This window comes from Chthoniobacterales bacterium (genome assembly GCA_039930045.1).
Taxonomy (GTDB): Bacteria; Verrucomicrobiota; Verrucomicrobiia; order Chthoniobacterales; family DASVRZ01; genus DASVRZ01.
This window is the reverse complement of sequence record JBDSQB010000012.1, coordinates 176,909-201,940: the sequence shown is the minus strand read 5'-3', so window position 1 is coordinate 201,940 and position 25,032 is coordinate 176,909. Positions and strand designations below refer to the sequence as shown.

The following is a 25,032-nucleotide window of genomic DNA, read 5'->3' as shown; positions in this document are numbered from 1 at the left end:
ACACCGACACCGACACCGACACCGACACCGACACCGACACCGACACCGACACCGACACCGACACCGACACCGACACCGACACCGACACCGACACCGACACTTTCTCTCCGGGCACTGCCTAGTCCTTCTAGCAAGGGAAAAGCTTATGGTTCAGGAACCTATGCCACAGGTAAAGTGGTGACGGTTAAAGCTATTCCCAAGTCAGGAAAAAAGTTTGTCAACTGGACGGAGAACAATCGAATCGTCAGCAGAAGTGCCTATTATAAATTTACGGCGACCCGCGCACGAACCTTGGTGGCCCACTTCAGGTAAAACGCGCATCGCGCTTGCAACAGATTCGACTTACTCTGGCGACATGGCCCAGAACTTGGCGAAGGCTTCGCTCCAGTCGCGTTTCTCGACACGGGTCCGCGAGCGGGCTGACATTGTTTGGCGCAACTCGGGGTTCACCATCAGTTGCTCCATCGCTGCCGCGAAATCGTGTGCATCGAGCGATTTCGTGATGAAGCCGTCCTCGCCATGCGTGATCAATTCCATCGGGCCGCCGGTGTCGGAAACGACGCACGGCAAGCCCGCTGCCTGGGCTTCGATGATTACATTTCCAAACGTGTCCGTGGTGCTCGGGAAGACGAAGATGTCTGCCGAGGCGTATGCGCGGGCGAGTTCGATGCCGGCGAGATAGCCGGTGAAACAACCCGTCGGCAGGAGCTTCTTCAATTCCTCCAGAAACGGTCCGTCGCCGACGATCAGCGGACGGAACGCGACCGATTGCCTTGATAAAATGTCGCAGGCCTTAACTAACACTTCGAGGTCCTTCTCGCGTGAGACGCGGCCGACATAGAGCAGGCCGATTTCCTCGTCGCGTTTGCCGTGTTTGGCCCAGAAGTTTGACTCGCGGTGAGTCGGGTTAAAGAGCACTGTGTCTAAGCCGCGCGGCATGATTTGCAGCTTATGAGGCTCGATTCCGCGCTCGATCCAGGCTTTGCGATAGTGTTCGCTGTTCACCAGGATTACGTCGAACTGCGAGTAGAACCATTGCATGTAACTCCAGGCCAGGCTCTCCAAAAAACTGTCATCGGTGAGGATGCGAATGTATTGCGGAAAGTCGGTGTGATAGATGCCGCTGATGCGCAGTCCTAACATTTTTCCGGCGATGAGCGCGGTGATGCCAATCGGACCCGGCGTGCTAATAATCAGCTCGGTAAAGCCTTCGCGCTGAATAAAATCCAGCATGTGCAGAATCGGCGGGAAGCTGAGTTTCTGCAGCTCGTACTCGGGCAGTTCAAACTCCCCAATCGGCGCGAAGTTCTTGATCGGAATATCCGTAATCGTGATCTCCGAGCGGCTGGTGACGACTAACAAATCCGCTCCCGCTGCGACGCCCGCAGCGGTCATTCTGCGAATGGTGTTCGCCACGCCATTCACGTCTTCCAGCGTGTCGGTAAACCACGCACGCTTGTTGTTCTTGAGAGTATTCGGAATACTCCCGCTGAGTTGCTGGCTCACTTCGCGCAACCATTCGCGGGAAGGGGACTGGCTGCGGAACGCATACCAGTAGGGGCTCAATGCGAGTAGCATCGGAATCATGCCGGTGAGGCTCTGCACGCTCTCGACAAAGTTCCCGGAGGAAATCTGCTTAACAAACTTCAGAAAAAACCGGAACGCCAGCTGGTTCGCGAACAAGTTAGAAATCAGAAACGCGCGCCGTTCTGGCTCGGCCACGTCCTTGGTGACAAGGGCTAGTTCCTTGCGCAAATCGTTGCCGCCGAAGTAGTCGGAATACTCTTTCCAGAGCGAGACATTTCCCGGCTTGGCGAGTTCGAAAATCTTCCCGGAAAGCACGCCCTGCGCGAGGAAGTTCAACTTCTCGCCCAGAGTGAAGCGAGTTGGATCCTGCCCTTCCATGAACCGAGAGAAAGCCTTCTCGATAAACCGCGCATTCGGATTCATCTGCGAGGAGAACTTGTCCTTCGCAAACTGATAGGCCGTGTTGTAGAGGCTGTGTGATAAAATGAGCGGAGTTCCAGCCTCACCTTGCGCACGGCACGCGCCAGTTCTTACCAGCTCCAGAAACTCCGCAGCCGTCTGCACGTGATTCGTTTCCGTCCAGGCTCTCGCGGGGTAGATGCCGCCGTGATCGTCGGAGCCGCCAGTGAGAATTTTACTCGCTCCCAGCACATGCTGAATGGTCGAGCTGAGCAAGCCGCTGCGCAGTCCGTTGATGCCTTCGAAATGCGTGAACAACTCGAGCAAGATTCGTATGTGACTCGTTTCCAGCTTGTCGTTGATCCGATAAAGCGGATGCGCCACGGAATGGACGATCTTTTCGCGAGTTAGATAGCGATGGAAGTCGAACAAGTTGTCGCGGACTTCGCTAATTTCGCCGTGCTGCTTTTCGGTGATTCCCCAGACTAGAACATGCACCTTGCAACGGTCTTCCGGGAAGTAGGTGGTGACTTCCTCGCTGATGAAAGTGCCGGGCAGATCGGCGATTTCCAGACAGCCGTCGATGCGGTTGTGATCGGTGATGGTGACAAAGTCCATCCCGCGTTCCTTCAGCTTCGCATACAACTCCCGTGGAGCGGAATACGAGTCGGGGAAGTTCAGCCGCCGAAACAACCACTCGGCAGAGCGGTCGGAGTATTTCGAATGAATGTGAAGATCAACCCGGGAAGTCATCGGGCCGTCCATTCCGCATAGGTGGACACTTCGCGCCGCGAGGCGAGATGCGAGGCGAGCCGCAGGATTTCGCGGCGGATGTTAGCATATTTCCAATCCGGCGGATGAATGCCGAGTCGAGTGACAGGGTTATCTTGCAAACGTGCCATCAAGAAGCGATTCCAACCCAGGCTGACGATTCGCCGCCAGCCGCTTCTAACACTGTAAACCAGCGACTGCGAATGGTGTGCCGTGGCCTTGGTTAGATTGCGGATTTCCTGCAAGGTCGTGGTGTAGCGGAAGCCGGCGGTGCGCGCGGCCTTTTCCGCGTCCGCGCTCAGCAGCCAGGCGGGCGCGATGAAGCCGACCGGGTGGATTTCCAGAGTGCCAAACTCGTCCTGTGCCTGCCGCATTTTTTCCAAAGCCACGGTCTCGCTGATGTCGTAAAACTCGCCTTCGTCGGCCGTGTAAAAGCGGGTGATCATTTTGTCGCGGGTGGATTCCCTAGCAGTTCGCTCGCGCTGATGAAAGTAGCCGTGCGTCACAATTTCGTGACCCTGCTTTTCCATGGCTTGCAGCCACTCGCAAAAGGCCGCGTCCTGCAAGAAATGCCCGCGATGATGATGGTTGGGAATGACGAGGAGCGAGACTTTGCTGATGCCAGCTTGATCCAAATCACTCAGGATTTCCCGGCTCGCGGCGAAGGTCTGCGGCGACACGTCGTGCAGGGAAACAATCAGGGAAGGCATGGCTGGCATGGACGGCGCAGCTTATCGCTCTGTGCCCTCGTTAACAGTCAAAAACAACCTGCCTTGAAATAGAATCAGCCCGGTTGCGCCCTATTGAGAAGCTCCCCCCCAAGAGCTGTCTCAAAAATTCCCTGCAACCGGGCTGTTCTTTGATTTGTCCCACCCAAAATGAGGACGACTGCATCTTAGCACCCGCCATGCCACATCACGGTGATGATTCATTTACTGGGGAAGAGGAGGGAAAATGCAATGAGCTTAAACTCGAACCCGCGGCGTTTCGCCCAAAAGACGCCAGCCCGCATGTGATCTCTGCTCCGGCTGTGCAAAAAGCGACACTTCGGCTCCTGCGATTTCCCGTTTCCATCGTGGGCGCAGTCTGATTCACTCCGCGAAACCACCGTATTCCTGTGTCGCGCTTCTCTTCTTTCATCCGCATCACTCCGTTCAAAGCCTGGAGCGCCTTCGTCGGCTGGGCGCTGGTGATTTTCTATTTGTCGTCGCTCACTTCGACCGATCTGGAAGTGATGCCCTCGGAGTTGCTCGCGCAGGATAAACTGGTCCATGCGCTCGCATACTCTGTCGGCGGCATATTTCTAGGGATCGCCCTACGACAGACCAGCCGTTTGCGCGGCATCTGGCTGTTTGCGGCGTCGGCGGTCGGCATCGGGCTCTTCGGGGCCAGCGATGAATTGCACCAGCTCTTCACGCCGGGCCGGTCGGGGGCGGATTTCTACGATTGGATCGCGGATATGGTTGGCGGATCGTGTGCGGCTTTTGTTTACTGCTGGTTCCATGGCAACTCCGCTCGAAGCTCAGGCCCGAATCCGACAACTCCGTAGCCAGATCGAGGAATATAACCGCCTCTACTACGAGGAGGCGCAGTCGGCGATCAGCGATCAGGAGTTCGACGCCCTGCTGCGCGAACTGGCCGATCTCGAAAAAGAATTCCCCGATCTCGCCTCCGATACCTCCCCAACTCGCAAGGTCGGCGGCAAGGCGCTGGAGGGTTTCCGGCAGTTCGAGCACCTCGCGCCCATGCTCAGCCTCGACAACACCTATTCGGAAACGGAGGCCATCGAATTTTACCAGCGCATGCAGCGTTTGCTGCCCGGCGAAAACATCCCCGTCGTCATCGAGCCGAAAGTTGATGGGGTCGCCATCACGCTCATCTACCGACATGGAAAACTCGAGGTCGCCGCCACGCGGGGCGATGGCCGGGTCGGGGACGATGTCACGCGCAACATCGCCACGATTCCGTCCATTCCGATGGAACTCGAATCGGCCCCCGAGTTGATCGAGATTCGCGGCGAGGTCTATCTGCCGCACGAGGCGTTTCGCCAGCTTAATTTCTCCCAGGAAAAACTCGGCAAACCGCTCTACGCCAACCCGCGCAACACCGCCGCCGGCTCGCTCAAGCAGCTCGACCCCGAACTCGTGCGCCAGCGCGGACTCGCCGTTCTCCTCTACGGCACCGGCGCGGTGAATGGAATGGAACTCGAATCACATTCCGACGCGCTGGAGCGGATCGCCGCCTGGGGATTGCCCGTCTCCAATTGGAAACGTACCGCCGACTCGCCGGAAACGATGCTGGCCGCCATTCGCGAGCTCGACAGCGTTCGCAAAACCTTCCCCTACGATACCGACGGCGCAGTCATCAAAGTGGACAACTTCGAGCAACGCGTACGGCTCGGCTTCACCAGCAAAGCCCCGCGCTGGGCCATGGCCTTCAAATACGCCGCCGAACGCGCCGAGACCCGGCTCCTCGACATTCAAATCCAAGTCGGCCGCACCGGCGTCCTCACCCCCGTCGCGCATCTGGAGCCCATCGTCGTCAGCGGCAGCCGCGTCGCCCGCGCCACCCTGCACAACGAAGAGGAAATCCAGCGCAAAGACATCCGCATCGGCGACACCGTCATCATCGAGAAAGCCGGCGAAGTCATCCCCGCCGTCGTCGAAGTCGTCCTCGCCAAACGTCCCGCCGACGCCCAGCCCTACGATCTCGCCGCCAGCATCGGCCACCGATGCCCGTCCTGCGGCGGACCCATCGCCCGCGAAGAGGGCTTCGTCGCCTGGCGTTGTTTTAGCTTCGATTGCCCGGCGCAGACCTCCACCAAGTTGAAACATTTCGCTGCCCGCAAAATGCTCGACATCGAAGGCGTCGGCGACATCGTGGCCGACAAATTGGTCGAACGCGGCCTCGTCCGCAACCCGCTAGACCTCTTCAAGCTCGATCTCGACACCCTTGGCACGCTCAACCTCGGCACTGCCGACGAACCCCGCGTCTTCGGTCCGAAAAACGGCGCGAAACTCCTCGCCGCCCTCGACCGCGCGCGCACCATGCCGCTTTCCCGCTGGATCTTCGCCATCGGCATCCCCGAAGTCGGCGAATCCGCCGCCCGCGAACTCGCCCGCCTGCACCGCAATTTCGCCGAGCTCGCCACCTCGCCCATATTGATGGAACTCCGCTCACTGCCCAAAGGCAAACGCAAGGAAGACAACCCCATCCTAGCCCCGCACCAGATCGCGCAGGAAGTCGGCCAGGTCGCCGCCGGAGAAATCCTCGACTTCTTCGCCAGCGAAAGCGGCCAGGCCATGCTCCAGCATTTGGGGGAACTGAAAATCAATCCGCAATCCGACAACTACCACCCGCTCCCGCCCGCCATCGCCGCCGCCGACCACCCGATCATCGGCAAAACCTTCGTCCTCACCGGCGCCCTCAGCCAGCCCCGCGAAGTCTTCGAAGAAATGATCCGAACCGCCGGAGGCAAATCCAGCGGCAGTGTGAGCAAAAAAACCAACTACCTAGTCGCCGGAGAAGACGCCGGCAGTAAACTAACCAAAGCTGGAGAGTTAGGAGTCACTGTGTTAGACGAGGCGGGATTGTTAGCACTCCTAGCCAAAGACGCCCCCGCCCCGGAACAACCGAGTTTGTTCTAATAACCACCCTCGGCATTCGTTCTACCCTCGTTTCCAAGCTCCAGTTTGGGAACGCGATTGTTTTTGAAGCTCCAGCTTCATAGACATTATTTGCCGTGTTAGCCAACGAGTCCACACGAAGCTGGAGCTTCGGGAACAAGCGCGTTACCAAGCCGGAGCTTAGTAACGAGAGTAAAGTAGATGTCAGGACGGACGAATCAGATGCCCGGAGGGACACGTCGGTTTCAGTAACTATCCATCGGGAGACACGAGCAGATGAGGTTGCGGTCGCCATAGACGTTGTCCACGCGGCCGACGTGCGGCCAGAATTTGCTCTCGCGCGTGGCGGGTGTCGGGTAGGCGGCGGATTCGCGGCTGTAGGGACGGTCCCATTTCTCGGAGAGGAGGCATTGCGCAGTGTGCGGGGCGTTTTTGAGGACGTTATTTTTGCGGTCGAGCAGGCCACATTCCACCTGTTGGATTTCGTGCCAGATGGAAATCATGGCGTCGCAAAAACGGTCGAGTTCTTCCTTCGATTCGCTCTCGGTGGGCTCGACCATGAGGGTGCCGGCGACGGGCCACGACATGGTGGGCGCGTGAAATCCGTAGTCGATGAGACGTTTCGCCACGTCCTCGACTTCGATCCCGGTGCGTGCCTTGAACCCGCGCACGTCGAGGATGCATTCGTGCGCGACCCGGTCGTTGCGGCCGCGATAGAGCGTGGGGAAAAACGCGTCGAGTCGCATGGAGATGTAGTTGGCGTTGAGGATGGCGTGTTTCGTGGCCGAGGTGAGGCCGTCGGGGCCCATCATGCGGATGTACATCCAGGAAATGACGAGGATGCTGGCGCTGCCCCAAGTCGCGGCGGAGACGGCTAGTTCGTTATTAGGAAGGAACGCCGCCAAATGCGCTGCAACTCCGATGGGGCCGACTCCGGGGCCGCCGCCACCGTGGGGGATGCAGAAGGTTTTGTGCAAATTCAGGTGGCAGACGTCGGCTCCGAAATCGCCGGGGCGGCAGACGCCGACTTGGGCGTTCATGTTGGCGCCGTCCATGTAAACCTGGCCGCCGTGACGGTGGATGAGTTCGCAGATGCCGATGATGCCTTCCTCAAAAACGCCGTGCGTCGAAGGGTAGGTGATCATGAGCGCGCCGAGCTGAGCGGAATGCAACTCGGCTTTGGCCGTGAGATCGTCGAGGTTGACGTTGCCGTGGGCGTCGCAGGCGACGGGGACGACTTTGAACCCAGCCATGACGGCGCTCGCGGGGTTTGTGCCGTGGGCGGAGGTGGGAATGAGGCAGACCGTGCGGCCCGCGTCGCCGCGCGAGAGGTGGTATTGGCGAATGGTGAGGAGCCCGGCGTATTCGCCCTGCGCGCCGGAGTTGGGTTGCAAGGAGACGGCGGCGAACCCGGTGATCTCGGCGAGCCAGCTTTCTAGCTGATCGAACATTTCGAGGTAACCGGCGACTTGCTCGCGCGGCGCGTGCGGATGAATCCGCCCAAACTCGGGCCAGGTGACGGGGAACATTTCCGCCGTGGCGTTGAGTTTCATGGTGCAGGAACCGAGGGCGATCATCGAGGTGGTGAGCGAGAGATCGCGGTTTTCCAGGCGCTTCAAGTAGCGGAGGAGTTCGGTCTCGGAGTGGTGCGTGTTAAAGACGGGATGCGTGAGAAATGGGGAGGTGCGGCGCAGGTTTTCCGGCAGGCCCTCGTTCTCCGCGGTGGGTTCTCCGCCGTGCTCGCCGAAGATCGAAATGAGAAGCGCGATGTCCTCGCCGGTGGTCGTTTCGTCGAGGGAAATGCCGAGGTTGCCATTGGGAAACTGGCGCAGATTGATATGGAACTCGACTGCGCGGCTGACGATAGCCGCCTGCTCGTCGCCAGCCTCGATGACGATGGTGTCGAAGTAAGACGAATGGGCCAGTTTCCAGCCGCGAAAGAGGAGGGCTTCGGCGAGCTGGTTGGTGAGACCGTGCACGCGTTTTGCAATGTCGCGCAAGCCCTCGGCCCCGTGATAGACGGCGTAGGTCGAGGCGATGACGGCGAGCAAAACCTGGGCGGTGCAGATGTTGGAAGTCGCCTTATCGCGGCGAATATGCTGCTCGCGGGTTTGCAGGGTAAGTCGCATCGCGGGGTTGCCGTTGGAATCGACTGAAACTCCGATGAGGCGTCCGGGCAGCGAGCGTTTATAGGCGTCGCGCGTCGCCATGTAAGCCGCGTGCGGACCGCCGAAACCGAGCGGTACTCCGAAGCGTTGCGAGCTGCCGACGGCCACATCCGCGCCAAACTCGCCCGGCGGTTTCAACAGGGTGAGCGCGAGCAAATCGGCGGCGCAAATCACCAGTGCCCCGGCGGCGTGAGCCTGCGCGGCGAAGTTTTCGTAGTCGTAGATCGCGCCGTTGGTGGCCGGATATTGCACGAGCACGGCGAAGGGCTTCGCAGTGAAATCAAACTCCCGATGGTCGCCGACGATGACCTCGATGCCGAGCGGCAGCGCGCGGGTTTGGACGACGGCTATGGTCTGCGGATGGCAACTCTCGGAGACGAAGATGACGTCGGAAGTCGCGTCGTTTTTCACCGACTGGCAAAGGTGCATCGCCTCGGCGGCGGCGGTTCCCTCGTCGAGCAGCGAGGCATTGGCAATTTCCAGTCCGGTGAGGTCGATGATCATCGTCTGGAAATTCAGCAACGCCTCCATGCGGCCTTGCGAGATCTCGGCCTGATACGGCGTGTAAGCGGTGTACCAGCCCGGATTTTCGAGGATGTTCCGCTGGATGACAGGCGGTGTGAGGCAATCGGAATAGCCGGTGCCGAGGTAGGATTTCCAGACTTGGTTGCGAGAGGCGATGGATTTCAACTCCGCCAGCGACGCCGATTCCCCGAGCGCGGTCGGGAGTTGCAAGGCTCTGCGCAGGCGGATTTTTCCCGGCACGACTTGGTCGATCAAGGCATCGAGCGACTCGGCCCCGACCGCTTCGAGCATCGCAGCCTGACTCGCCTCATCGGGTCCGATATGACGCCGGGCAAAGGTGTCGAGCGGCGGCCATTCGGCGGCGGAGTTGAGGGTGGAATGGGCGGCGGTTGGCGGTGCGGCGAGAGTCTCCATGTCGTAGGCGGACAGGTTAAAGTCTGCCCGCCCTGAGACAAGCGCGTTTCTTTTCTTTCGTCGGAAAAGTGCCATCGTTCGCCATGTTTCTGCAGCTCACAAAATCCCTCCTGCGCATCGTCATTGTCGTGGTGATGCTGCTGCTGGCGTATCTCTTTTTCTTCCAGAGCCGGATGATTTATTTCCCGCGGCACACGTCGGAGGCCACCGTTTCGGCGTTTCTCCAATCTGGTGGAAAACGAGTCGAGTACGAGACGACTCACGGCCGCGAAACCGCCTGGCTCCTGCCTGCAGCCGGCCAGCGCGTGCCCGAGCGCCTCTGGATCGTTTGCGCCGGAAACGCCAGCGAGGCGCTCAGCCTGGCCGACTTGCAGGACTATTCCGGGCTGTCGCAGGACGCGTTTCTCTTCGTTGATTATCCGGGTTACGGCGTCTCGCCCGGCACTCCGAATCCGCCTGCGATTCAGGAAAACATTCGGCAAGCCGTCCCAGTGGCGGCGCGCGCGACCGGTTTCCCGATGGCCGAGATCGGGACTCGCGGGATTGTGTTTGGACATTCGCTGGGAGCAGCGGCGGCCTTGCTGGGAGTGGAGGAATTTCACCTGCGCCGGGCCGTTCTGCTCGCGCCTTTCACGAGTGCGATGGAGATGACTTCCATCGTGGTCCGTGCGCCGCTCGGCTGGCTGGTGCGGCATCGTTACGACAATCGCGCCCGTCTCACCGGACTCCAAAAACGCGGCGGTCACGTCTGGATTTTTCACGGCTCTGACGACGAGGCGATTCCCGCGATCATGGGCCGAACCCTGGCGCGGGAGTTAGGTTCGACTGCAACTTATATGGAAGTCGCCGGCGGCACTCACAACGATCTGCTGGAGAAGGCCCCAAAGGAAATCCAGCAGGCGATGCGCGACGCTAGAAATTAGCTGTGTTCCAAAACAAAAACGCCTGCGCAGGCTTGGACCCGGCAGGCGTTTTAGTTAGGAAGCGTTTGGTTAGAAACTCACCCGCACGCCGACGTTCACCGAGTGCGAGCTGTAGTTAGTCGCGCCAAGGTTGCCGGTGTAGTAGGCGTAGGTGGAGACGCGTGGGCACCATTGGACCGAGGCTCCGGCGTCGAGGAGGAGGCTGTCGCGTCCGATTTCCGGGCCGCGAACGGTGAAGGACGAGTCCTTCGTAAACCCGGCGGTGATGCCGCGGCTGGTGTCCTGGAATTCATGCTGCCACTGGGCGCGCACTTCGGGAGTGATGACAACCCCACCCACTTTCCACGCATAGGAGGCGCGCAGACCGAGGCGGGACTGCAGGGAATTTTCGGTCTGGTCGCTGATGCGCAAGGGGGCGAGGGAACCGGTTTCGGTGAATCCATCGAGACTCACAGTGGTGTATTGCAACGCGGCGATGGGACCGAAAGTCAGCCCGCCGATGTGGTGTTCGTAGCCGGTGCCGATGAGCGCCGTGTAGTAGCTGCCATCGGTGTCGCCGCGAGCCGTGCCGCCGATCGTCCTGCGCTCGGTGTCGTAGGAAGTAAGACCGCCGCCGACGATGCCGTTAACATAGAAACCGTGGTCGAACCAGCTCGCATAGAGATTGCCATTGGCGCCGTCGCCAGTGACTTCGCCTCCGTTGCTGCCGTCGGAACTAACATGAGAATAACCGACCGTCGCACCGATGACGACGTGATTGGTTAGGAGGTAATCAGCGCCGAGGTTGGCGCTACCAACATTGAAGTCGGAGCCGGCCGCGCGGGAGGTGCTGTCGATGTTCACGAATTCCGCGCCGCCATTGAGATAGAAGCCCCAGCGGCGTTCGGGTGCGAGGTTGGCGACTTCGCGCGTGCGAACATTTTTGCCTTCGGGCGCGATCATGTGCTTGCCGTCTTTGTCATCGAAAACCGTCTTGCCATCGCTCTCAGCTTGCGCGGGTTGAGTGGTGGTTTCTTCAGTTCTGGAGTTGTCGCGCACATCTTCCAGGCGGCGCTCGATGAAACCCGATTGTTCCCTGGCAATGGCGAATCCGCTATCGAAAATGGCGGCAAATTCCACTGGACTGAGCCGGTCGTAAGCGCCGGGAAGTTGATCGATCGGCAGCCGGTCGAGGGCCGCGATTAGCCTGGAAGTCGAATCATCGCCAGCGAGTTTGTCGAGGGCCGTGGCGATGGCGATTTGGTTAGGAGTCAGGCCTTCAGGAAGAAGGAAGGAGCCCTGGGTGAACTTGAGCAGGACCGAGTTGGAACGATAGAAGACGCCCAATGTTAGCAGGGAATCGGTAGCATGGCTGTCGTCAAATTCACTGAAGCGACCGGCCACACCGCCGCGTGAGGTTAGAACGGTGAATTCCTCGCCGGGAGAAGCGTTGAAGCCGTCGATATAATTCACATGCAGCGTGCCATTCAGTCGTGCGCGGCCATTGATAGCTAGAAGATTGTTAGTATTGGGGCCCGTCAGTGAGGCCGTGTAAGTGGTGCCGGGGCCTTGTTGATAGTTTCCGCCGACGCGCAGGGTGCCCGCTGGATTGGTTGGTGTGCCGGCGCTGACTTTCGAGTCGTTCAGGGCGGTTACATTTCCCGCAATGCTGCCGCTGCCGCCGAGAGTGCCGTGATCGACCCGGCTGCTGCCGCCGACGGCGCCGTCAACGAAGAGGGTTCCCTGGCTAACACGAGTAAGTCCGGTGAACGTGTTTTGGCCGCTGAGGATCGTGATGCCAGTTCCATTCTGATGAAAGGAGCCGGTGCCGCTGATGACGCCGGAGAGCGTGTTAGTACCCTCCGCAATCGTGGTGACCACGCCGCTGTTGGCGACGGTGTTAGAAAAAATTTTGCCGTCGGTTAGATTGATGGCCAGCGTGCCGGGCGCAGCCACGGTGACGGCGGAAGCTGCTGGCAGGGCCGCGCGAACGATGGTGCCATCGCCGACCTGGAGAGTGCCGCCGGAGATGACTGTAGCCCCTGTGTAGCTATTAGCACCGGTGACAGTGAGCTTTCCGGTGCCGGATTTGGTGAGTCCAATCGCGCCGCCTATATTGCCGCTGATGAGCAGACCGGCGGCGTTGTTCACCGCGATGTTATCGGAGGCTCCGGCGAGAACGATGTTAGTCGCGATGGTGGCCAGACCTGCGCCCGAGTTGACGGTGATTCCAGTGACCGCGCCGGTGCCGGCGATGGTAAGAGTATTGGAACCGGAAATGGTGACTGCGGCAGGATCGTTAATCGTAAGACTGTCGATGTTAGCGTCGAAATCGAGCACTGTGTTTTGGTTAACAGGAGTCACGCCGGTGACGGAGAAAACGACGTTGGCTCCAGTGATCGGGAGATGGAGATCATCCACACCAGTGGCATCGCTCGACCAGTTGTTCTGCGACCAGAGATTGCCGTTGGCTCCTTTCCAGAAGGTGCCGAAGTTCGGCGGGACGAGGAAGGAAATGTTGTTAGTATCGAGAGTGACAGCGCCGTCGATGGCGAGGGCGCGTCCCGCAACGATGCCAGCCCCGGTGTTGAGTGTAATGCTAGTCTGAGCCAGAATATTTCCTTCAAAAGCGGTGCTTGAGCCAAGGATTGCGGAACTGCCGACCTGCCAGAAAATGTCGGCCAGGGAGCCGCCACCAGAGACGATAACCGAGGAGGCGCTGGCCGTGGTCAGCGTGCTGCCGATTTGAAAGTGAAATTTCGCGTTCGGATCGCCCTGCGGATCGAGGGTGAGGGTGCCGGTGAGTTGAGCCGAGGTGGCAAAGAAATAGGTGCCGGGAGTGAGGGTCAAACCGCCCAAGTCCTGACCCGTGAGGATGGTGTTGGCAGTTTCGCCAGTGAGAGTGTTGTAGGCGGTGATGGTATCGGCATGGGCCTGAATGGCCGGTGCCACGTTGGCATAGATGGTGCCGGTGACGACGCCGGGAGGGAATCCTGTGACTGCCGAGCCGGGACTGACGCCGAGATCGCCAGTGATGTTAGTCACACCCGTGTTGGTAACCGTGGAGCCGCCCAGAACGGCAAAACTGCTGGCCGCGCCGAGATCGGGAGCAACGGCTTGTGCTCCGGGATGGATGGCGGCCATGACGGCTGCGGCGAGAACGAGTGAGTAACGGCGGGGGGAATAAGTCATAATGTTAAATCGAGTCCTAACATTACCTAGCAGGTTCCGAGCCTCGCCCGAATTTATATCGAGCTATTTTGCGAACAACTTCGCAACGATGCCTCTAACTTTCCGTGCTATCGGCGAAGAGATATTGGAAGTCGTCCAGCGTGAGGCTCTTGACGAAGTTTTCTTCTCCGAGAATATCCTGCGCCAGCGCGCCTTTGCTCTTTTGAAGCGCTCTAATTTTTTCCTCGATGCTGTCCTTGGTGATCAGGCGGTAGGCGTTCACCGTATTTTTCTGGCCGATGCGATGGGTGCGGTCGATGGCTTGGTTTTCCACCGCTGGATTCCACCACGGGTCGTAGAGAACAACGTAACTCGCCGACGTTAGATTCAAGCCAAAGCCGCCCGCTCTTAGCGAAATCAGGAAGACCGCGCTGCCGGGGTCGGCCTGGAAGTTTTTCACGAGAGTGCCGCGGTCCTCGGTGTCGCCAGCGAGGTAGTAGCTCTTCCATTCGCGACGCGTGATCTCGGTTTGGAGGCGTTCCAACATCGAAACGAACTGACTGAAAACGAGAACCTTATGTCCTTCCTCAATGAGCGGTTCGAGCAAGTCGAAGAGCGCCTCCTGTTTCGCGCTTTCGGCGTTGGAAAGCTCGGGATCGGCCAGTCCGGGGTGGGCGCAAATCTGCCGGAGGCGGAGAAGCGAGGTGAGGATGTTGAAGCGCTCTTTGTCGAGCTGCTTGCTGGTGTTGATCTTGAGCAGGCGCTGCCGGGCGATCTTGAGTTCGGCCCGATAACGATGCAACTGGTCGCCTTCCATTTCGCAATGCAGATCCTCCTCGATGCGGTCGGGCAGATCGGTGGCAACTTCTTTTTTGGAGCGCCGCAAGAGGAATGGACGCACCCGTGCCGCGAGTCGCCGCGTGGCAAGCGCGTCTTTTTTCTCATTAAAGAGAACCTGAAATCGTCCCTGCGTGCCGAGGATGCCGGGCATGGCAAACGACATTAGACTCCAGAGATCGAGGAGTTTGTTCTCAATCGGCGTGCCGGTGAGAATGAGGCGATGATCGGCGACGAGGTTGCGCGCCGCCTGGGCGGTTTGCGACGTGGGATTTTTGATAAACTGCCCTTCGTCGAGAATAACGGTGAGCCATTCGACTTTTGCGAGGGCGACTTCGTGGCTGCGGAGTTGCGAGTAATTGAGGACGACGAGGTCGTGATTTTTGAGAAAGGCGCTGAGTCGAGTTGCATCCTTCTCGCGCCAGACGCCGACTTTGAGCGACGGATAAAAATGTTCAGCCTCGCTCAACCAGTTGTCGGTGACCGACTTCGGGCAAACGACCAGGCTGGCGCGGGTGGCGAGCATCTCGTCTTCGCGCAAAGAGGCGAGCCAGACAAGGGTCTGGAGCGTTTTTCCGAGGCCCATGTCGTCGGCCAGGATGCCGCCGAAGGTGTTGGCCGCGAGATAGGAAAGGAAGTGATAACCCTCCAACTGATACGGGCGCAGCGTCGCTTTGATCGTCGCTGGAACCGGCGGATTCACGGCCGTTTTCAGCTCCGCCGCGCGCTCGGCAAGCCGAGCCAGAGTATCGTCGGGCAGCAGGCTGCGTGATTTGCTGCCGCCAGCGAGTTGGAGCACGTGCATCCGCTGCGGTTCGCCGTTGAGATCGGCCGCGCTAAGGCCGATTTGAGCCAGTGCCGCATCATCTTCCGGCGAAAGCTCAAAGGCCAGTTTGCGCCAGCCTTTGGTGCCGAGGCGGACGTATTCGCCCCCGGCTTTCAGGAGCAGCGTGATTTCGTCGCGAGTGAGATCGGTGTCCTCGATTTTGAGAGTCGAACGCAAGTCAAACCAGTCCACGCCCGCTTCCAGAATCTCCAAGTCGAACTTCGCCGTTAGCGGACGTTCGCGGAAACTGGCCAGAGTCACATCCAGATCCAGTGCGATCGTCGGCGGGAGATTTTGCAGCCAATTGGAAAATTGCTCGGGAAATTTGCGCGTAATCCGGCAGCACCAGACCTCGGCGTCCTCGTCGTAGGAAACTGGCAGCGCGTCCAGAATCGGAGCCGGATTCGGCAGGGTGCGCGGGTCGAGAACTTCCAGAAACTCGTCATTCGACTGCAACTCCGGTCTGTTTTTTCCAATGAAATTGGACCAGCCGCCGCCGAGGTATTCGCTAAACTCGCGTCCGGCCTGATCCGCCGAATGCACTGCGAGATGGAGGTATTCCGGGTCGTTTTCCTTCTTGCTGCTGCGGTCCTTGTGGAGTTCCGCGATGAGCCGGAGATGAAGGGGAATGCGCCGAACACGGTGGCTGATTTTCGTCGGGAGCGGCGCGTCGAGTTTGAGCAAAGTCTGGATGCCTGAGACGGTTTCCAGCGCCTCGCCGGGCACGCGCAACGAATCCGCCGAGGTGAAATCGGGGCTGATGAGCGGGCCCTCGTAAACCTGGCGCGCGGTCAGATACAACGCCGGACGCCCGGGGAATCGCGCCAGAATCCGCAGAGGCGGCTGACCTTCATGCGTCACCAGACGGAGATCGTAGTCGTCCTCGTTTTCCTGGATCGACCAACGCAATGGCTCCGCCGGAAACTCCATTGGCGCGCCGTCGAGGGCCACGAGTTGCGGTCGAATGAACGGCATCCGCAGCATGTCCTCCAGCGCCGCGACCGGGCCGGGCTCGCGCCAGGTAAAAGCGTCGTTCGCCAGCAACGGAGCGAATCGCGGCCAGAGCACGGTCGCCTCGGGCGTGAGATGGAGAATTCCCTCGTCCAGATCAGCCTGCAACTGCCGGATCGCCTTCGTTTTCACCGGGATGAATTCCGACAAACCATCGAGCCGCGACTCGAGCGAAAACGAATCGACTTCGATATGAATCCGCAGGTCGAGTGTGCGGACCCGTTGCGCCGTGTCGTCCGCCGCCATGCGGGAAAAAGTCTCGGTCCAGGACGTGATTTCTTTTTGCCGCAACCAGCCGCGAACCTTGTCGGCGATCAAGCCCGGATCGGTCACCAGATCGAGAAACGGCGGATACGATCCCTTTTTAGACGTGATCGCGTAAGCCACATAATGCCAGAACTCGACCAGCGACGCCGGCGGCTCGGGCCAGAGTTCGACGCGAGTCGCGCCGCCGCCAAAAGCGCCGGGCAGGAGTCCGCGCAGATCGTAAACCGTCAGCTCCGTTTTGTTGCTCGCATTGGCGTAAGCCGTCTCGATCCGCTCAATGTAATCCAACTCGACCGCCGTCAGCCTCCGCGCGTGGACGGATTCCAGCGCCGCAATCAATTCCTTCGCCGGACGATCCGCCGCGCGATCCTCGATGCTGGCCTTGGCGAGGAGCGATTGAATGGCGCAGTAACAGTGTTTGCAAAGCGTGCCGTCCTCGCAATCGCAGTCCGCGTTGACCTCATTTCCCAGAAACTCGATGAAGACCTCGCGCCGCACCATGTCGCGCACGATGGCCACGTAACCCATCGAGCCGGGCAGGTGATTATCGCTGCGTTTGAGGGAAAGATTCGCCCCGCTCTGATACAATTCCCGCCCGCGTTGCTGACGCAGTTTGGGGATTTTATTGCGAAGCTGAACGAGGTTGTGCTGCTGACGGGTGGTGAGTCGGAGGTCGGAAATGGAGGTGGCCACAGGGTGATAGGAATGGAACTCCGCTCGCCAAAAATGACAACGCGGACGGGCAATATACACGAAGACAAATCCGCCGGGGTTAAAAAATGCACCGCCCAGCCGCCGAACGCAGGACCGGCCAGGCTAGCAGCACGGCACCTGCGGCAGATGGGCAAAGTGGGCGTCGGAGGTGCAGAGAACGAGATTGTGCTGGAGGACGAGGGCCGCGATCCACAGATCGTTCGTGGGAATGGAGACGGATTTTTTGCGGAGCTGCAGATAGAGCTGGGCGTAATGATGCGTGGTGTTTTCGTCGGGCAGCAGAATCGAGACGCGGGGACTATTGAGAAAGCGTTGGAGATTGGCCGAGTTGGTTGATTCTTGATTGCCCGCTGCAAAACCCGCTCGCAATTCGCCCAGCACGATCAAAGGCAGGGAAAGTCTCCGCGCTTGGCGCACTTGGGAGACGCGTTCCGCCACGCCCCGCATAAAGTCGCTGTAGGCGTTGGTGTCCAGCGCGAGATTCATTGCCAGGCTTCCTCGTCCACGCGCTCAAAGTCGGCCACGGCCTCATCGAAGGCAGGATCTTCCTGCCAACTGCCTACCAAGGCGTCGAGATCGGTGTATTCAGTTTCATCCAATTCCAGCCCTCGTCTCAAAGCCTCCACGGCTACGGCATTGAGGCTGCGGGCTTCCTTGCTGGCGCGTTGGCGAAGGGCTTGGTCAATCGCGTCGGGAACGGTTCGCAGCGTGTATTGGGTGCTCATGCAGGCACCTTATTCAGGAAATGCAGGCGCGGCAACCTCTCAGAACAACCGGTGCAACTGCCCGGCGACATCGCTGAAGGCCAGCGACGCCGGATTTTGCGGTTCGCTCAACACGATCGGCTGCCCGCGGTCGCCCGCCTCGCGCGTGGAAATATCGATGGGAATCTCCGCGAGAAACGGCACGCCGAGCCGCGCCGCCTCGCGCCGCCCGCCGCCAGTGCCAAAGATATCGTAGCGCTTGCCGTCGCTGGGCGACTGGAAATAACTCATGTTTTCCACAAGACCGAGGATCGGGACGTTCACTTTTTGGAACATCGTCGCCGCCTTCCGCGCATCGATCAGCGCGACTTCCTGCGGCGTGGTGACGATCACCGCGCCGGCCAGCGCCACAGTTTGCACGATGGTGAGTTGGATGTCGCCCGTGCCCGGCGGCAGATCGAGAATCAGGAAATCCAGCTCGCCCCATTCCACCTGACGCAGAAATTGCTGGGTGTAACGCGTCACCATCGGCCCGCGCAGAATCGCCGGTGAATCGTCGTCGAGGAGGAAACCCATCGACATCAGTTTGATGCCGTAACGCTCCAGCGGAATGATTTGATTTTCGTCCGTCGCAGCGGGTCGTTCGCGTGCGCCAAACATGATCGCCATGCTCGGCCCATACATATCGCAGTCGCAAAGGCCCACGCTGGCTCCTTGCAAAGCGAGCGCCGCGGCCAGATTCGAGGCCACGGTGGATTTGCCCACGCCGCCCTTGCCGCTGGCGATGGCGATGACGTGTTTGATGCCCGAAATGGCGGTCGTGCCCGTGGCGCTGGCAGTCGGCGGAGCGGAAATGTCGATGACGACTTTGACTTTGCTCACTCCAGAAAGCGCCCGGATCGCCGTCTCGGTGTCGTCTTTTATTTTCTGCGGAATGGCCGGGTCGTTGGTGGCGAGTGCCATCTTAATAGTGACGTCCTTCCCATCGAGAGTGACTTCGCGGACGATGCCAAAAGAGACGATGTCGCGGGAAAAACCGGGGTATTTGATGGACTTGAGCTGTTCGCGAACTTGCTCTTCAGAGGCGGGCTTGGAAAACATGGGCAGAAACTACGGCAACATGGCGCAGGCACGCCAACCTATTTCCAGGCGAGTAGGAGTGCGCCGAAAACGATGAAACCGGCTCCGCAACCTTCGCGGAGGCTGAGTTTTTCGCCGAGGAAGACGAGTGAGATGCCGATGGCGATGACGACGCCCAGTTTATCGATGGGGGCGACTTGGGAGACTTCGCCAAGTTGCAGGGCGCGAAAGTAGCAGAGCCAGGAAAGTCCCGTAGCGCAGGCCGAGAGAAACAGGAAAACCCAGGTGCGGCGTTGGATGGCGGAGAGGTCGCCACTTTTCAGTGTGAACGCGGCTATCGTCCAAGTGATGACGAGGATGATGGTGGTGCGGATGGCGGTCGCGAGATTGGAATCGATGTCGGCGACGCCCACTTTGGCCAGAACGGCGGTGAGCCCAGCAAAAAGTGCGGAGAGCAAGGCCCAGGTAAACCAATTCATGCGGAGGAGAATGCGTTATTTTTCCCTCTGATGCGACCGATATTGGATGACCTGCACTTTCTCCAGCGTGACGAGGCCGCCATCCATCATTTTGTCGAGCACGGGCAGGAAGGCGGCGATTTTTTCCGGGACATCGACGATTTCGATCACTAGCGGGAGATCGGTGGAGAGGTCGAGGATTTTACCTGTGTGCAGGTGGCTGGTTTTGCCGAAACCCATGGGGCTTTTGAGCACGGTGGCCCCGGCCATGTGCATTTCGCGGGCTTTGAGCACGATGGCTTCGTAAAGCGGGCGGTGTTCGTAGCGGTCGGCGTCGCCGATGAAGATGCGAAGCAGGGTGGAATCGGTGGGGAGTGTGGAGTTCATGGGTTAGCGATGGGTGAGGAGGTTGGCGGTCACTTGGCCGAGCCAGACGGCGATCAAGCAGAAGGCGAGGGAAAAGAGGGCGTTCAAACCGCCGCGCAACCATTCGCCATCCTGCCACAGGCTGAGGGTTTGCAGACTGAATGACGAAAAAGTGGTGAAGCCGCCGAGTATGCCGATCATGACGAAGATGCGAACGAGCGGCGAGGTGAGGAGGGGTCCGTCGGATCCGGTCAGGGCAGCAAAAACACCGATGAGAAAGCACCCGGAGATATTCACCACGAGCGTGCCAATGGGAAACGTTTCGCCGTAGCGATTCGCCAGCCAGGTGGAAAGCGCCAGGCGCAATCCAGTGCCGAGGGCTCCGCCCAGCATGACGGCAAGGTAGGTTTTCAGCATGATGGCAATGGGAACCGGGAAAAACTAGAGGGAGTCGGATTCCAATTCTTCGGGCAGGGCGTCGCGAGGCTCCACCTGGGTGCCGTGCAGGTCCCAGTGCTCGATGTGTTTGTAGATGATGACTTTATCCTGGAGCAATTCGCCGTGGGTGGCGCAGAAATGTTCCAACTGAGTTTTTTCGCCGATGAGTTCGATGCACATGGTGAGTTCGGGGTTGCCCATTTCGGGGTCGTTGCCGCGGATTTTGCCGTGCCGACTGTATCCGTAGTGAGTATGATGCGCATGGGCGTTCATAATGCCGTCGCGTTTGGCGGCATCGACGAGTTCGCGGTAGAGCGGGCGCGCGGCGAGGAAGCCGCGAATGCCGGGCTGGGCGCGTTTATCGGAGGGCTTGAGGTAGATGCGGATGAGGCCGAGTTCGCGCGGGATGACTTTGTGGGTGGGCATGGTGTTTTTGGGTGAATCGATGGTGGAAAGAGTGGCGGTGAAGTCGTCGAAAGCGGGAGTTCTCATTTCGCGGACCTGCCGCATGGTGGTCTCCGGTGGCAGAAAAGCCTGGCCCATTTTCGGCACGGCGATGCGTTGCGATAAATAAATGCTGGAGTGTCCGCTAAAGAGGTAGGCGAGAAAGCAGGCGGTGGCCAGATAGACGCCATGCGTGGCTCCAAAAAGCTCGATGCCCATGAGGGTGCAGGCGAGCGGAGTATTGGTTGCTCCCGCGAAAATGGCCACGAAACCCAGCCCGGCAAAAAGATCGGGCGGCGCACCGAGCAGTCCGGCGAGCGCATTTCCCAATGCCGCCCCGATGAAGAAAAGCGGGGTGACTTCCCCTCCTTTGAAGCCCGCGCTGAGGGTGATGGCCGTAAAGACGATCTTCCACAACCAGCTCCAGGGATGAATCTCGGGCGAGGTGAAAAACGAGGGAATGGTGATCGCCTTCGGATCGAGCGACCACACGCCGAGCCCCAGATAATCCGCTGTTCCCGACCAATAAAACAACCCGATCACCAAAACGCCCCCCACCGCCGGTCGCAGGGGAGCGTAAGGAATCCATTTCTTAAAAACCGCGCTCAGTTTATGGGAAAGCTCCGCGAAAAACGTGCCCGCCAGCCCGAATGCAGCCGAAGCCAGAATCACTTTTCCCAGCAGCCAAGGATCGAGCTGGAAATAGGAGCCTGCTGACCCTCCGACCGGCGCAAAACCGATCGTGTATTGCGTGTGATGAATACCCCACGCATGGCACGTCCAGTCGCCCACGATGGCGGCGATAAAACAGGGAATCAGCGCCTCGTATTGAATCCGGCCGATCATCAGCACCTCCAGCGCGAAGACGGCTCCGGCCAGTGGAGTGCCAAAGACCGCCCCAAACCCGGCGGCTATCCCTGCCATGAGAACGATGCGGACTTGATCCGAGTCGCATCGCAACCAGCGACCAAACGCGCTCGCGATGCTGCCGCCCATCTGGATCGCCGTTCCCTCGCGACCCGCTGAGCCGCCAAAAAGGTGCGTGACCAGCGTTCCGAACAAGATCAGAGGAGCCATGCGTCGGGGCACGCCGCCGCCCGGCTGATGGATTCGATCCATGATGAGATTGTTTCCCCCTTCCGCAGACCGCCCGAAATAATGGTAAATCAGGCCCACGGCGAACCCGGCCACGGGCAGATAAAAAAGCAGCCACGGATTCTGGAAACGCAGCCAGGTCACCCGATCCAGACTCCAAAGAAAAAACGCCACCGCCGAACCCACGATCATCGCCATCGGGAGAATCAAGAGCAACCAATGCAGCGAAACACGCAGATAACGCCAAGCTTGGTTTATCAAGTCGCGAACCGCCGCAACGCCGCGCTGAAGAATGTGAGTTTGAGATGAGTGCATGATTCTACTTGGGAAAGTAGGAATCATCAGCGCGGACTGGTTACCGTGCGGTTTCCCGATTACTCAGGAGGCAGAAATCCATTGCCGAGCCGAAGTTAGCCAGAGATGAAATAATTTGTCAATGGAGCTAGCGAATGAAAATTCAAGTTCACGGCAAGCGGAGATCGTAAGTGAGATTGTTAGGAGCCGAGCGGCGGCATTCCGGGCCTGGCTTGGAGATCGCTTTCGGAAAGGGACCGGCGAATTTGAATTGCCCGGCTTGCAACTGATAGGAGAGTTTTCTGCTGCCCTTGCTGAAGGTCACTTCCAATGGGAGTTGCGGTGGAATGCCAGGGTGCAGGCTCGGGTAGAGCGCTGTCTTGCGGAAGCGCAGTCCGGCTCCATGCAAGTTAGAGGGAAATGTTTCCAGCGGCAGTTTGCGGCCCTGAAACTGGATGCCCACCGGCGCGGTTGTGGTGATCTCCAGCCGCTCGATGCTAGTATCGACGAATCGACTGGTACTCCCGCCTTCGAGCGGTTGCTCGCAGAGGAGCGGCCAGCTTTCTAGCGCCTTGCGGATCGTGATGTTAGCTGAGCCAAGCTGCGTTTCTAACAATACGGGAAACCGCCATTCCCAGATCGCGCGGAAAGTTTCCACGGGAAGATGAATGCCTTGTTTGGCAAGAAAGGCGAGCACCTCCATGAGGTCGTCCCAGAGAAAGCTGGGAAGAAAGAAACGATCCTGCAGATGAGCATTTAAGTCTTTCAACGGCTGATGAAATGGCTTGGTTAGCAACGCCGCTGCGAGCGCGCGCCAGAGCAGCGCAACCGCCGAAGTCCATTCCGCACTAGGCAACGTCTCGATGGCTCGGAACTCCAGAATTCCATGCGCGCCGCCGGGAAAACTAACATTCCAGAATTTGTCGAAACTAATCTCACTCCGATGCGTGTTTCCCGAGCCGTCGATATGCAAGTGGCGAAGGGTTTCGTTGATGATCTGCCGATGATCTCCGCGTTTCAGAGACTCCAGATATTGATAAGCCATCTCCAGATCGTAGAGACTGCGGGCGGATTCATCGGTCCTTGGAGCCTGCGAACTCGATCCGACATACGCCCCGGTAAATAGATAGGAAAGGCTCGGGTGATGCTGCCAGAAACGCAATATCGATGTCACCCAGCCGGGATTTTTGAAGAAGGCATTTTGCTCAACGGACGGGCCGCCAAAGCAAATGTGATTGCCGCCGCCAGTGCCGATTTCGACTTCGCCAGAAACCTTCATCGCGCGCAGTCCAGTCGCATTGCCGCAATTCTCGATGGCGGTCATCCACTTGGCGTATTCCGTCCATGTCTCGCAGGGCGGAATGTTAATCTCCAGCACGCCCGGGTCGGAGGCGACTCCTAGCTTTGACCAGATGTCGGCGTCGTCGGATGGGACGTAACCCTGGAATCTAACATTGGAAATTTTCAGCGAAGCTAGAATGTCTTGAATGATTTTCAGCAGTTCCAGAAACGGCTTTTGCAAGAGCGGCGGAAAGAAAATCGCGAGCGCATTGTCCTGCAACTCGACTGTGAGTGCGCGCCGGCTCAAGTCGGCTGGAACTTCATTCAGCGGCAATCGCAATCCCGCCGGTGCGTCGAGCTGAAGAAGCGTCATGGATTTCTTCTTCCAGTCAGCAGAGACAAACTTCTTGTCGTGATCGAGCGGGAGAATCCAGACGCTGGATTCGGCGGGCAGACCTTTGATCCAGCTAGCTTTGAGTTTGAGTTGAATGAGAAGTTGTTCGCGGAACCGTTTGTAACCCGCCTGGGTCACTGGCTCGCTGGAGAAGGCTAGATCCAGGAGCGGCTTTCCGCTCTTCAAGGTGAGCATGTTCAGCACCCAGCGCGGATTGGTTTCACCGGGATAAGATTTGCCGGGTGAATAAAAAACCACGCTGCCCGGAGCGACGGTCCTAACCATTTCATTGGCAAACTCGTAGGCGTAGCGCAGCTTGGTCGGGCCGACAGCGGTGATGGACCATTCCGGCCCCTCGGGACTGATAGGAACCAAAGTCGGCTCGCCGCCTTGCGTAAGTCGGACTTTCTTTTTATTGAGGAGCGCCTCGACCTTTTTGGCCGGTGCTAGAAGAGTGTTAGGAATCATTCGATGGGATCGATGGTTAGTAGAGAGGTGAGCTCGGCGGAAATGAACTCGTTGCCGTAGTAGCTCCCCGCCGTCGGCGAGATGTCATCGGGATGCAACCCGACCGCGGCGGGAATGAAATGGTGATCGCAGAGGACGCCGTTGGTGGGGTCCATTCCGAGCCAGCCCGCGCCGGGAATGTAGGCCTCGATCCAGGCGTGCAGGCTGCCCTCGGCGCGTCGGTCTTCCTCGGCTTTGCCAAACTCGGCGACATAGCCACTGACGAGCCGCACGGCGACGCCGGCGCTGCGCAAAAGCGAGGCGGCGAGACGGGAAAAATCGCGGCAGGCACCGATACGCAGATTGAGCGTTTCCGACGGGAGGCGGGCCTGACCCTCCTCGCGGCGCTCGTAGCTGAGGTTGGAAAAAAGTGCACTGTTGAGTTCCAATAACGCGTCGAGGGTCGGGATGTCTTTCTCCAGTTTCCAGAAGTCGCCAGCCTCGACTTTTTCTGCGTCCGGCTGAATGAGATAGGGAGCGAGGACGTGCTGTTCCTCCGGCTTGTAGGTGAAGGGAAATCGCGTGGCATGTCCATCGATCAGGAAGTCGAAGGCGCTGCGTTCTTCTAACATCAAGTCGAGACTAACATCGAAGTCGAGCACGCTCGCCTTCTCCGGGAAAAAACAACGCGCGATCTGGTTGTCGAAGAGGTCGCGGCGATGGTTGACGACCGCGCCATCGAGCGTTGTGAATCTTGTTTCCAGGATATGGATGAAACTCTCCTGTCGCGGAAAGAGGCGCACGAGATGCGGGGAAAAACTGGCCGCTTTTTCGTATTCGTAGCGTGTATGGCTGTGAATGCGGAGGCGCATG

Annotated in this window: 17 protein-coding genes and 1 riboswitch; of the genes, 3 read left to right on the top strand and 14 right to left on the bottom strand. The window is 59.1% G+C overall.

Going from position 1 to position 25,032, the window contains the following annotated elements; all coding sequences use genetic code 11:
* Positions 1-342: 342 nt before the first annotated feature.
* Together ABIT76_10085 and ABIT76_10080 are read right to left on the bottom strand one after the other, a co-directional pair.
* Positions 343-2,679, bottom strand: coding sequence for a glycosyltransferase (locus ABIT76_10085; protein ID MEO7933494.1), 2,337 nt, complete (start codon positions 2,677-2,679; stop codon positions 343-345).
* Complete coding sequence (locus tag ABIT76_10080) at positions 2,676-3,407, bottom strand: polysaccharide deacetylase family protein (protein ID MEO7933493.1); 732 nt, start codon at positions 3,405-3,407, stop codon at positions 2,676-2,678. Before ABIT76_10080 ends, ABIT76_10085 begins: the two co-directional genes overlap by 4 nt.
* A gap of 407 nt (positions 3,408-3,814) precedes the next feature.
* On the opposite strand from ABIT76_10080, the gene ABIT76_10075 reads away from it, so the two are divergent.
* Both ABIT76_10075 and ligA read left to right on the top strand, forming a co-directional pair.
* Complete coding sequence (locus tag ABIT76_10075; GenBank protein MEO7933492.1) at positions 3,815-4,246, top strand: VanZ family protein; 432 nt, start codon at positions 3,815-3,817, stop codon at positions 4,244-4,246.
* Positions 4,200-6,344, top strand: a complete 2,145-nt coding sequence (ligA, locus tag ABIT76_10070) for an NAD-dependent DNA ligase LigA (protein ID MEO7933491.1) — start codon at positions 4,200-4,202, stop codon at positions 6,342-6,344. Before ABIT76_10075 ends, ligA begins: the two co-directional genes overlap by 47 nt.
* Positions 6,345-6,568: 224 nt before the next feature.
* Here ligA and gcvP read toward each other — a convergent pair whose 3' ends face one another.
* Entirely contained in the window at positions 6,569-9,430 is a 2,862-nt protein-coding gene (gene gcvP / locus ABIT76_10065; GenBank protein ID MEO7933490.1) for an aminomethyl-transferring glycine dehydrogenase, read from the bottom strand.
* Between the two features lie 83 nt (positions 9,431-9,513).
* Here gcvP and ABIT76_10060 point away from each other — a divergent pair, with 83 nt between their 5' ends.
* Positions 9,514-10,353: an alpha/beta fold hydrolase gene (locus ABIT76_10060; protein ID MEO7933489.1), complete on the top strand. Its 840-nt coding sequence runs from the start codon at positions 9,514-9,516 to the stop codon at positions 10,351-10,353.
* A 69-nt stretch (positions 10,354-10,422) separates the two neighbouring features.
* On the opposite strand, the gene ABIT76_10055 is transcribed toward ABIT76_10060, so the two are convergent.
* The 11 genes from ABIT76_10055 to ABIT76_10005 form a co-directional block, all read right to left on the bottom strand.
* On the bottom strand, positions 10,423-13,524 hold the full coding sequence (locus ABIT76_10055) for an autotransporter domain-containing protein (protein ID MEO7933488.1): 3,102 nt from the start codon (positions 13,522-13,524) through the stop codon (positions 10,423-10,425).
* A gap of 94 nt (positions 13,525-13,618) precedes the next feature.
* Entirely contained in the window at positions 13,619-17,137 is a 3,519-nt protein-coding gene (locus ABIT76_10050; protein MEO7933487.1) for a DEAD/DEAH box helicase, read from the bottom strand.
* A 123-nt stretch (positions 17,138-17,260) separates the two neighbouring features.
* A complete protein-coding gene (locus ABIT76_10045; protein MEO7933486.1) occupies positions 17,261-17,644 on the bottom strand; it encodes a type II toxin-antitoxin system VapC family toxin in 384 nt (127 codons plus the stop codon).
* Complete coding sequence (locus ABIT76_10040) at positions 17,641-17,883, bottom strand: hypothetical protein (protein MEO7933485.1); 243 nt, start codon at positions 17,881-17,883, stop codon at positions 17,641-17,643. Before ABIT76_10040 ends, ABIT76_10045 begins: the two co-directional genes overlap by 4 nt.
* Before the next feature lie 39 nt (positions 17,884-17,922).
* The gene (locus ABIT76_10035; protein ID MEO7933484.1) at positions 17,923-18,963 is read right to left on the bottom strand and encodes an Mrp/NBP35 family ATP-binding protein; all 1,041 of its coding nucleotides are present in this window, start codon (positions 18,961-18,963) and stop codon (positions 17,923-17,925) included.
* Positions 18,964-19,001: 38 nt separating this feature from the next.
* Positions 19,002-19,421: an EamA family transporter gene (locus ABIT76_10030; protein ID MEO7933483.1), complete on the bottom strand. Its 420-nt coding sequence runs from the start codon at positions 19,419-19,421 to the stop codon at positions 19,002-19,004.
* A 15-nt stretch (positions 19,422-19,436) separates the two neighbouring features.
* Positions 19,437-19,787: a DUF190 domain-containing protein gene (locus ABIT76_10025; GenBank protein ID MEO7933482.1), complete on the bottom strand. Its 351-nt coding sequence runs from the start codon at positions 19,785-19,787 to the stop codon at positions 19,437-19,439.
* A gap of 3 nt (positions 19,788-19,790) precedes the next feature.
* Positions 19,791-20,183, bottom strand: a complete 393-nt coding sequence (gene crcB, locus ABIT76_10020) for a fluoride efflux transporter CrcB (protein ID MEO7933481.1) — start codon at positions 20,181-20,183, stop codon at positions 19,791-19,793.
* Between the two features lie 24 nt (positions 20,184-20,207).
* Positions 20,208-22,058 carry a DUF190 domain-containing protein gene (locus ABIT76_10015; protein MEO7933480.1) on the bottom strand — a complete coding sequence of 617 codons (1,851 nt, stop codon included), beginning with the start codon at positions 22,056-22,058 and terminating at the stop codon, positions 20,208-20,210.
* 10 nt (positions 22,059-22,068) lie between these two features.
* Positions 22,069-22,153: riboswitch (Fluoride riboswitch) on the bottom strand.
* Positions 22,154-22,206: 53 nt separating this feature from the next.
* Positions 22,207-24,180, bottom strand: coding sequence for a transglutaminase family protein (locus ABIT76_10010; GenBank protein MEO7933479.1), 1,974 nt, complete (start codon positions 24,178-24,180; stop codon positions 22,207-22,209).
* On the bottom strand, positions 24,177-25,031 hold the full coding sequence (locus ABIT76_10005) for a transglutaminase family protein (protein ID MEO7933478.1): 855 nt from the start codon (positions 25,029-25,031) through the stop codon (positions 24,177-24,179). The genes ABIT76_10010 and ABIT76_10005 overlap by 4 nt, the downstream gene beginning before the upstream one ends.
* Between the last annotated feature and the right edge of the window lies 1 nt (position 25,032).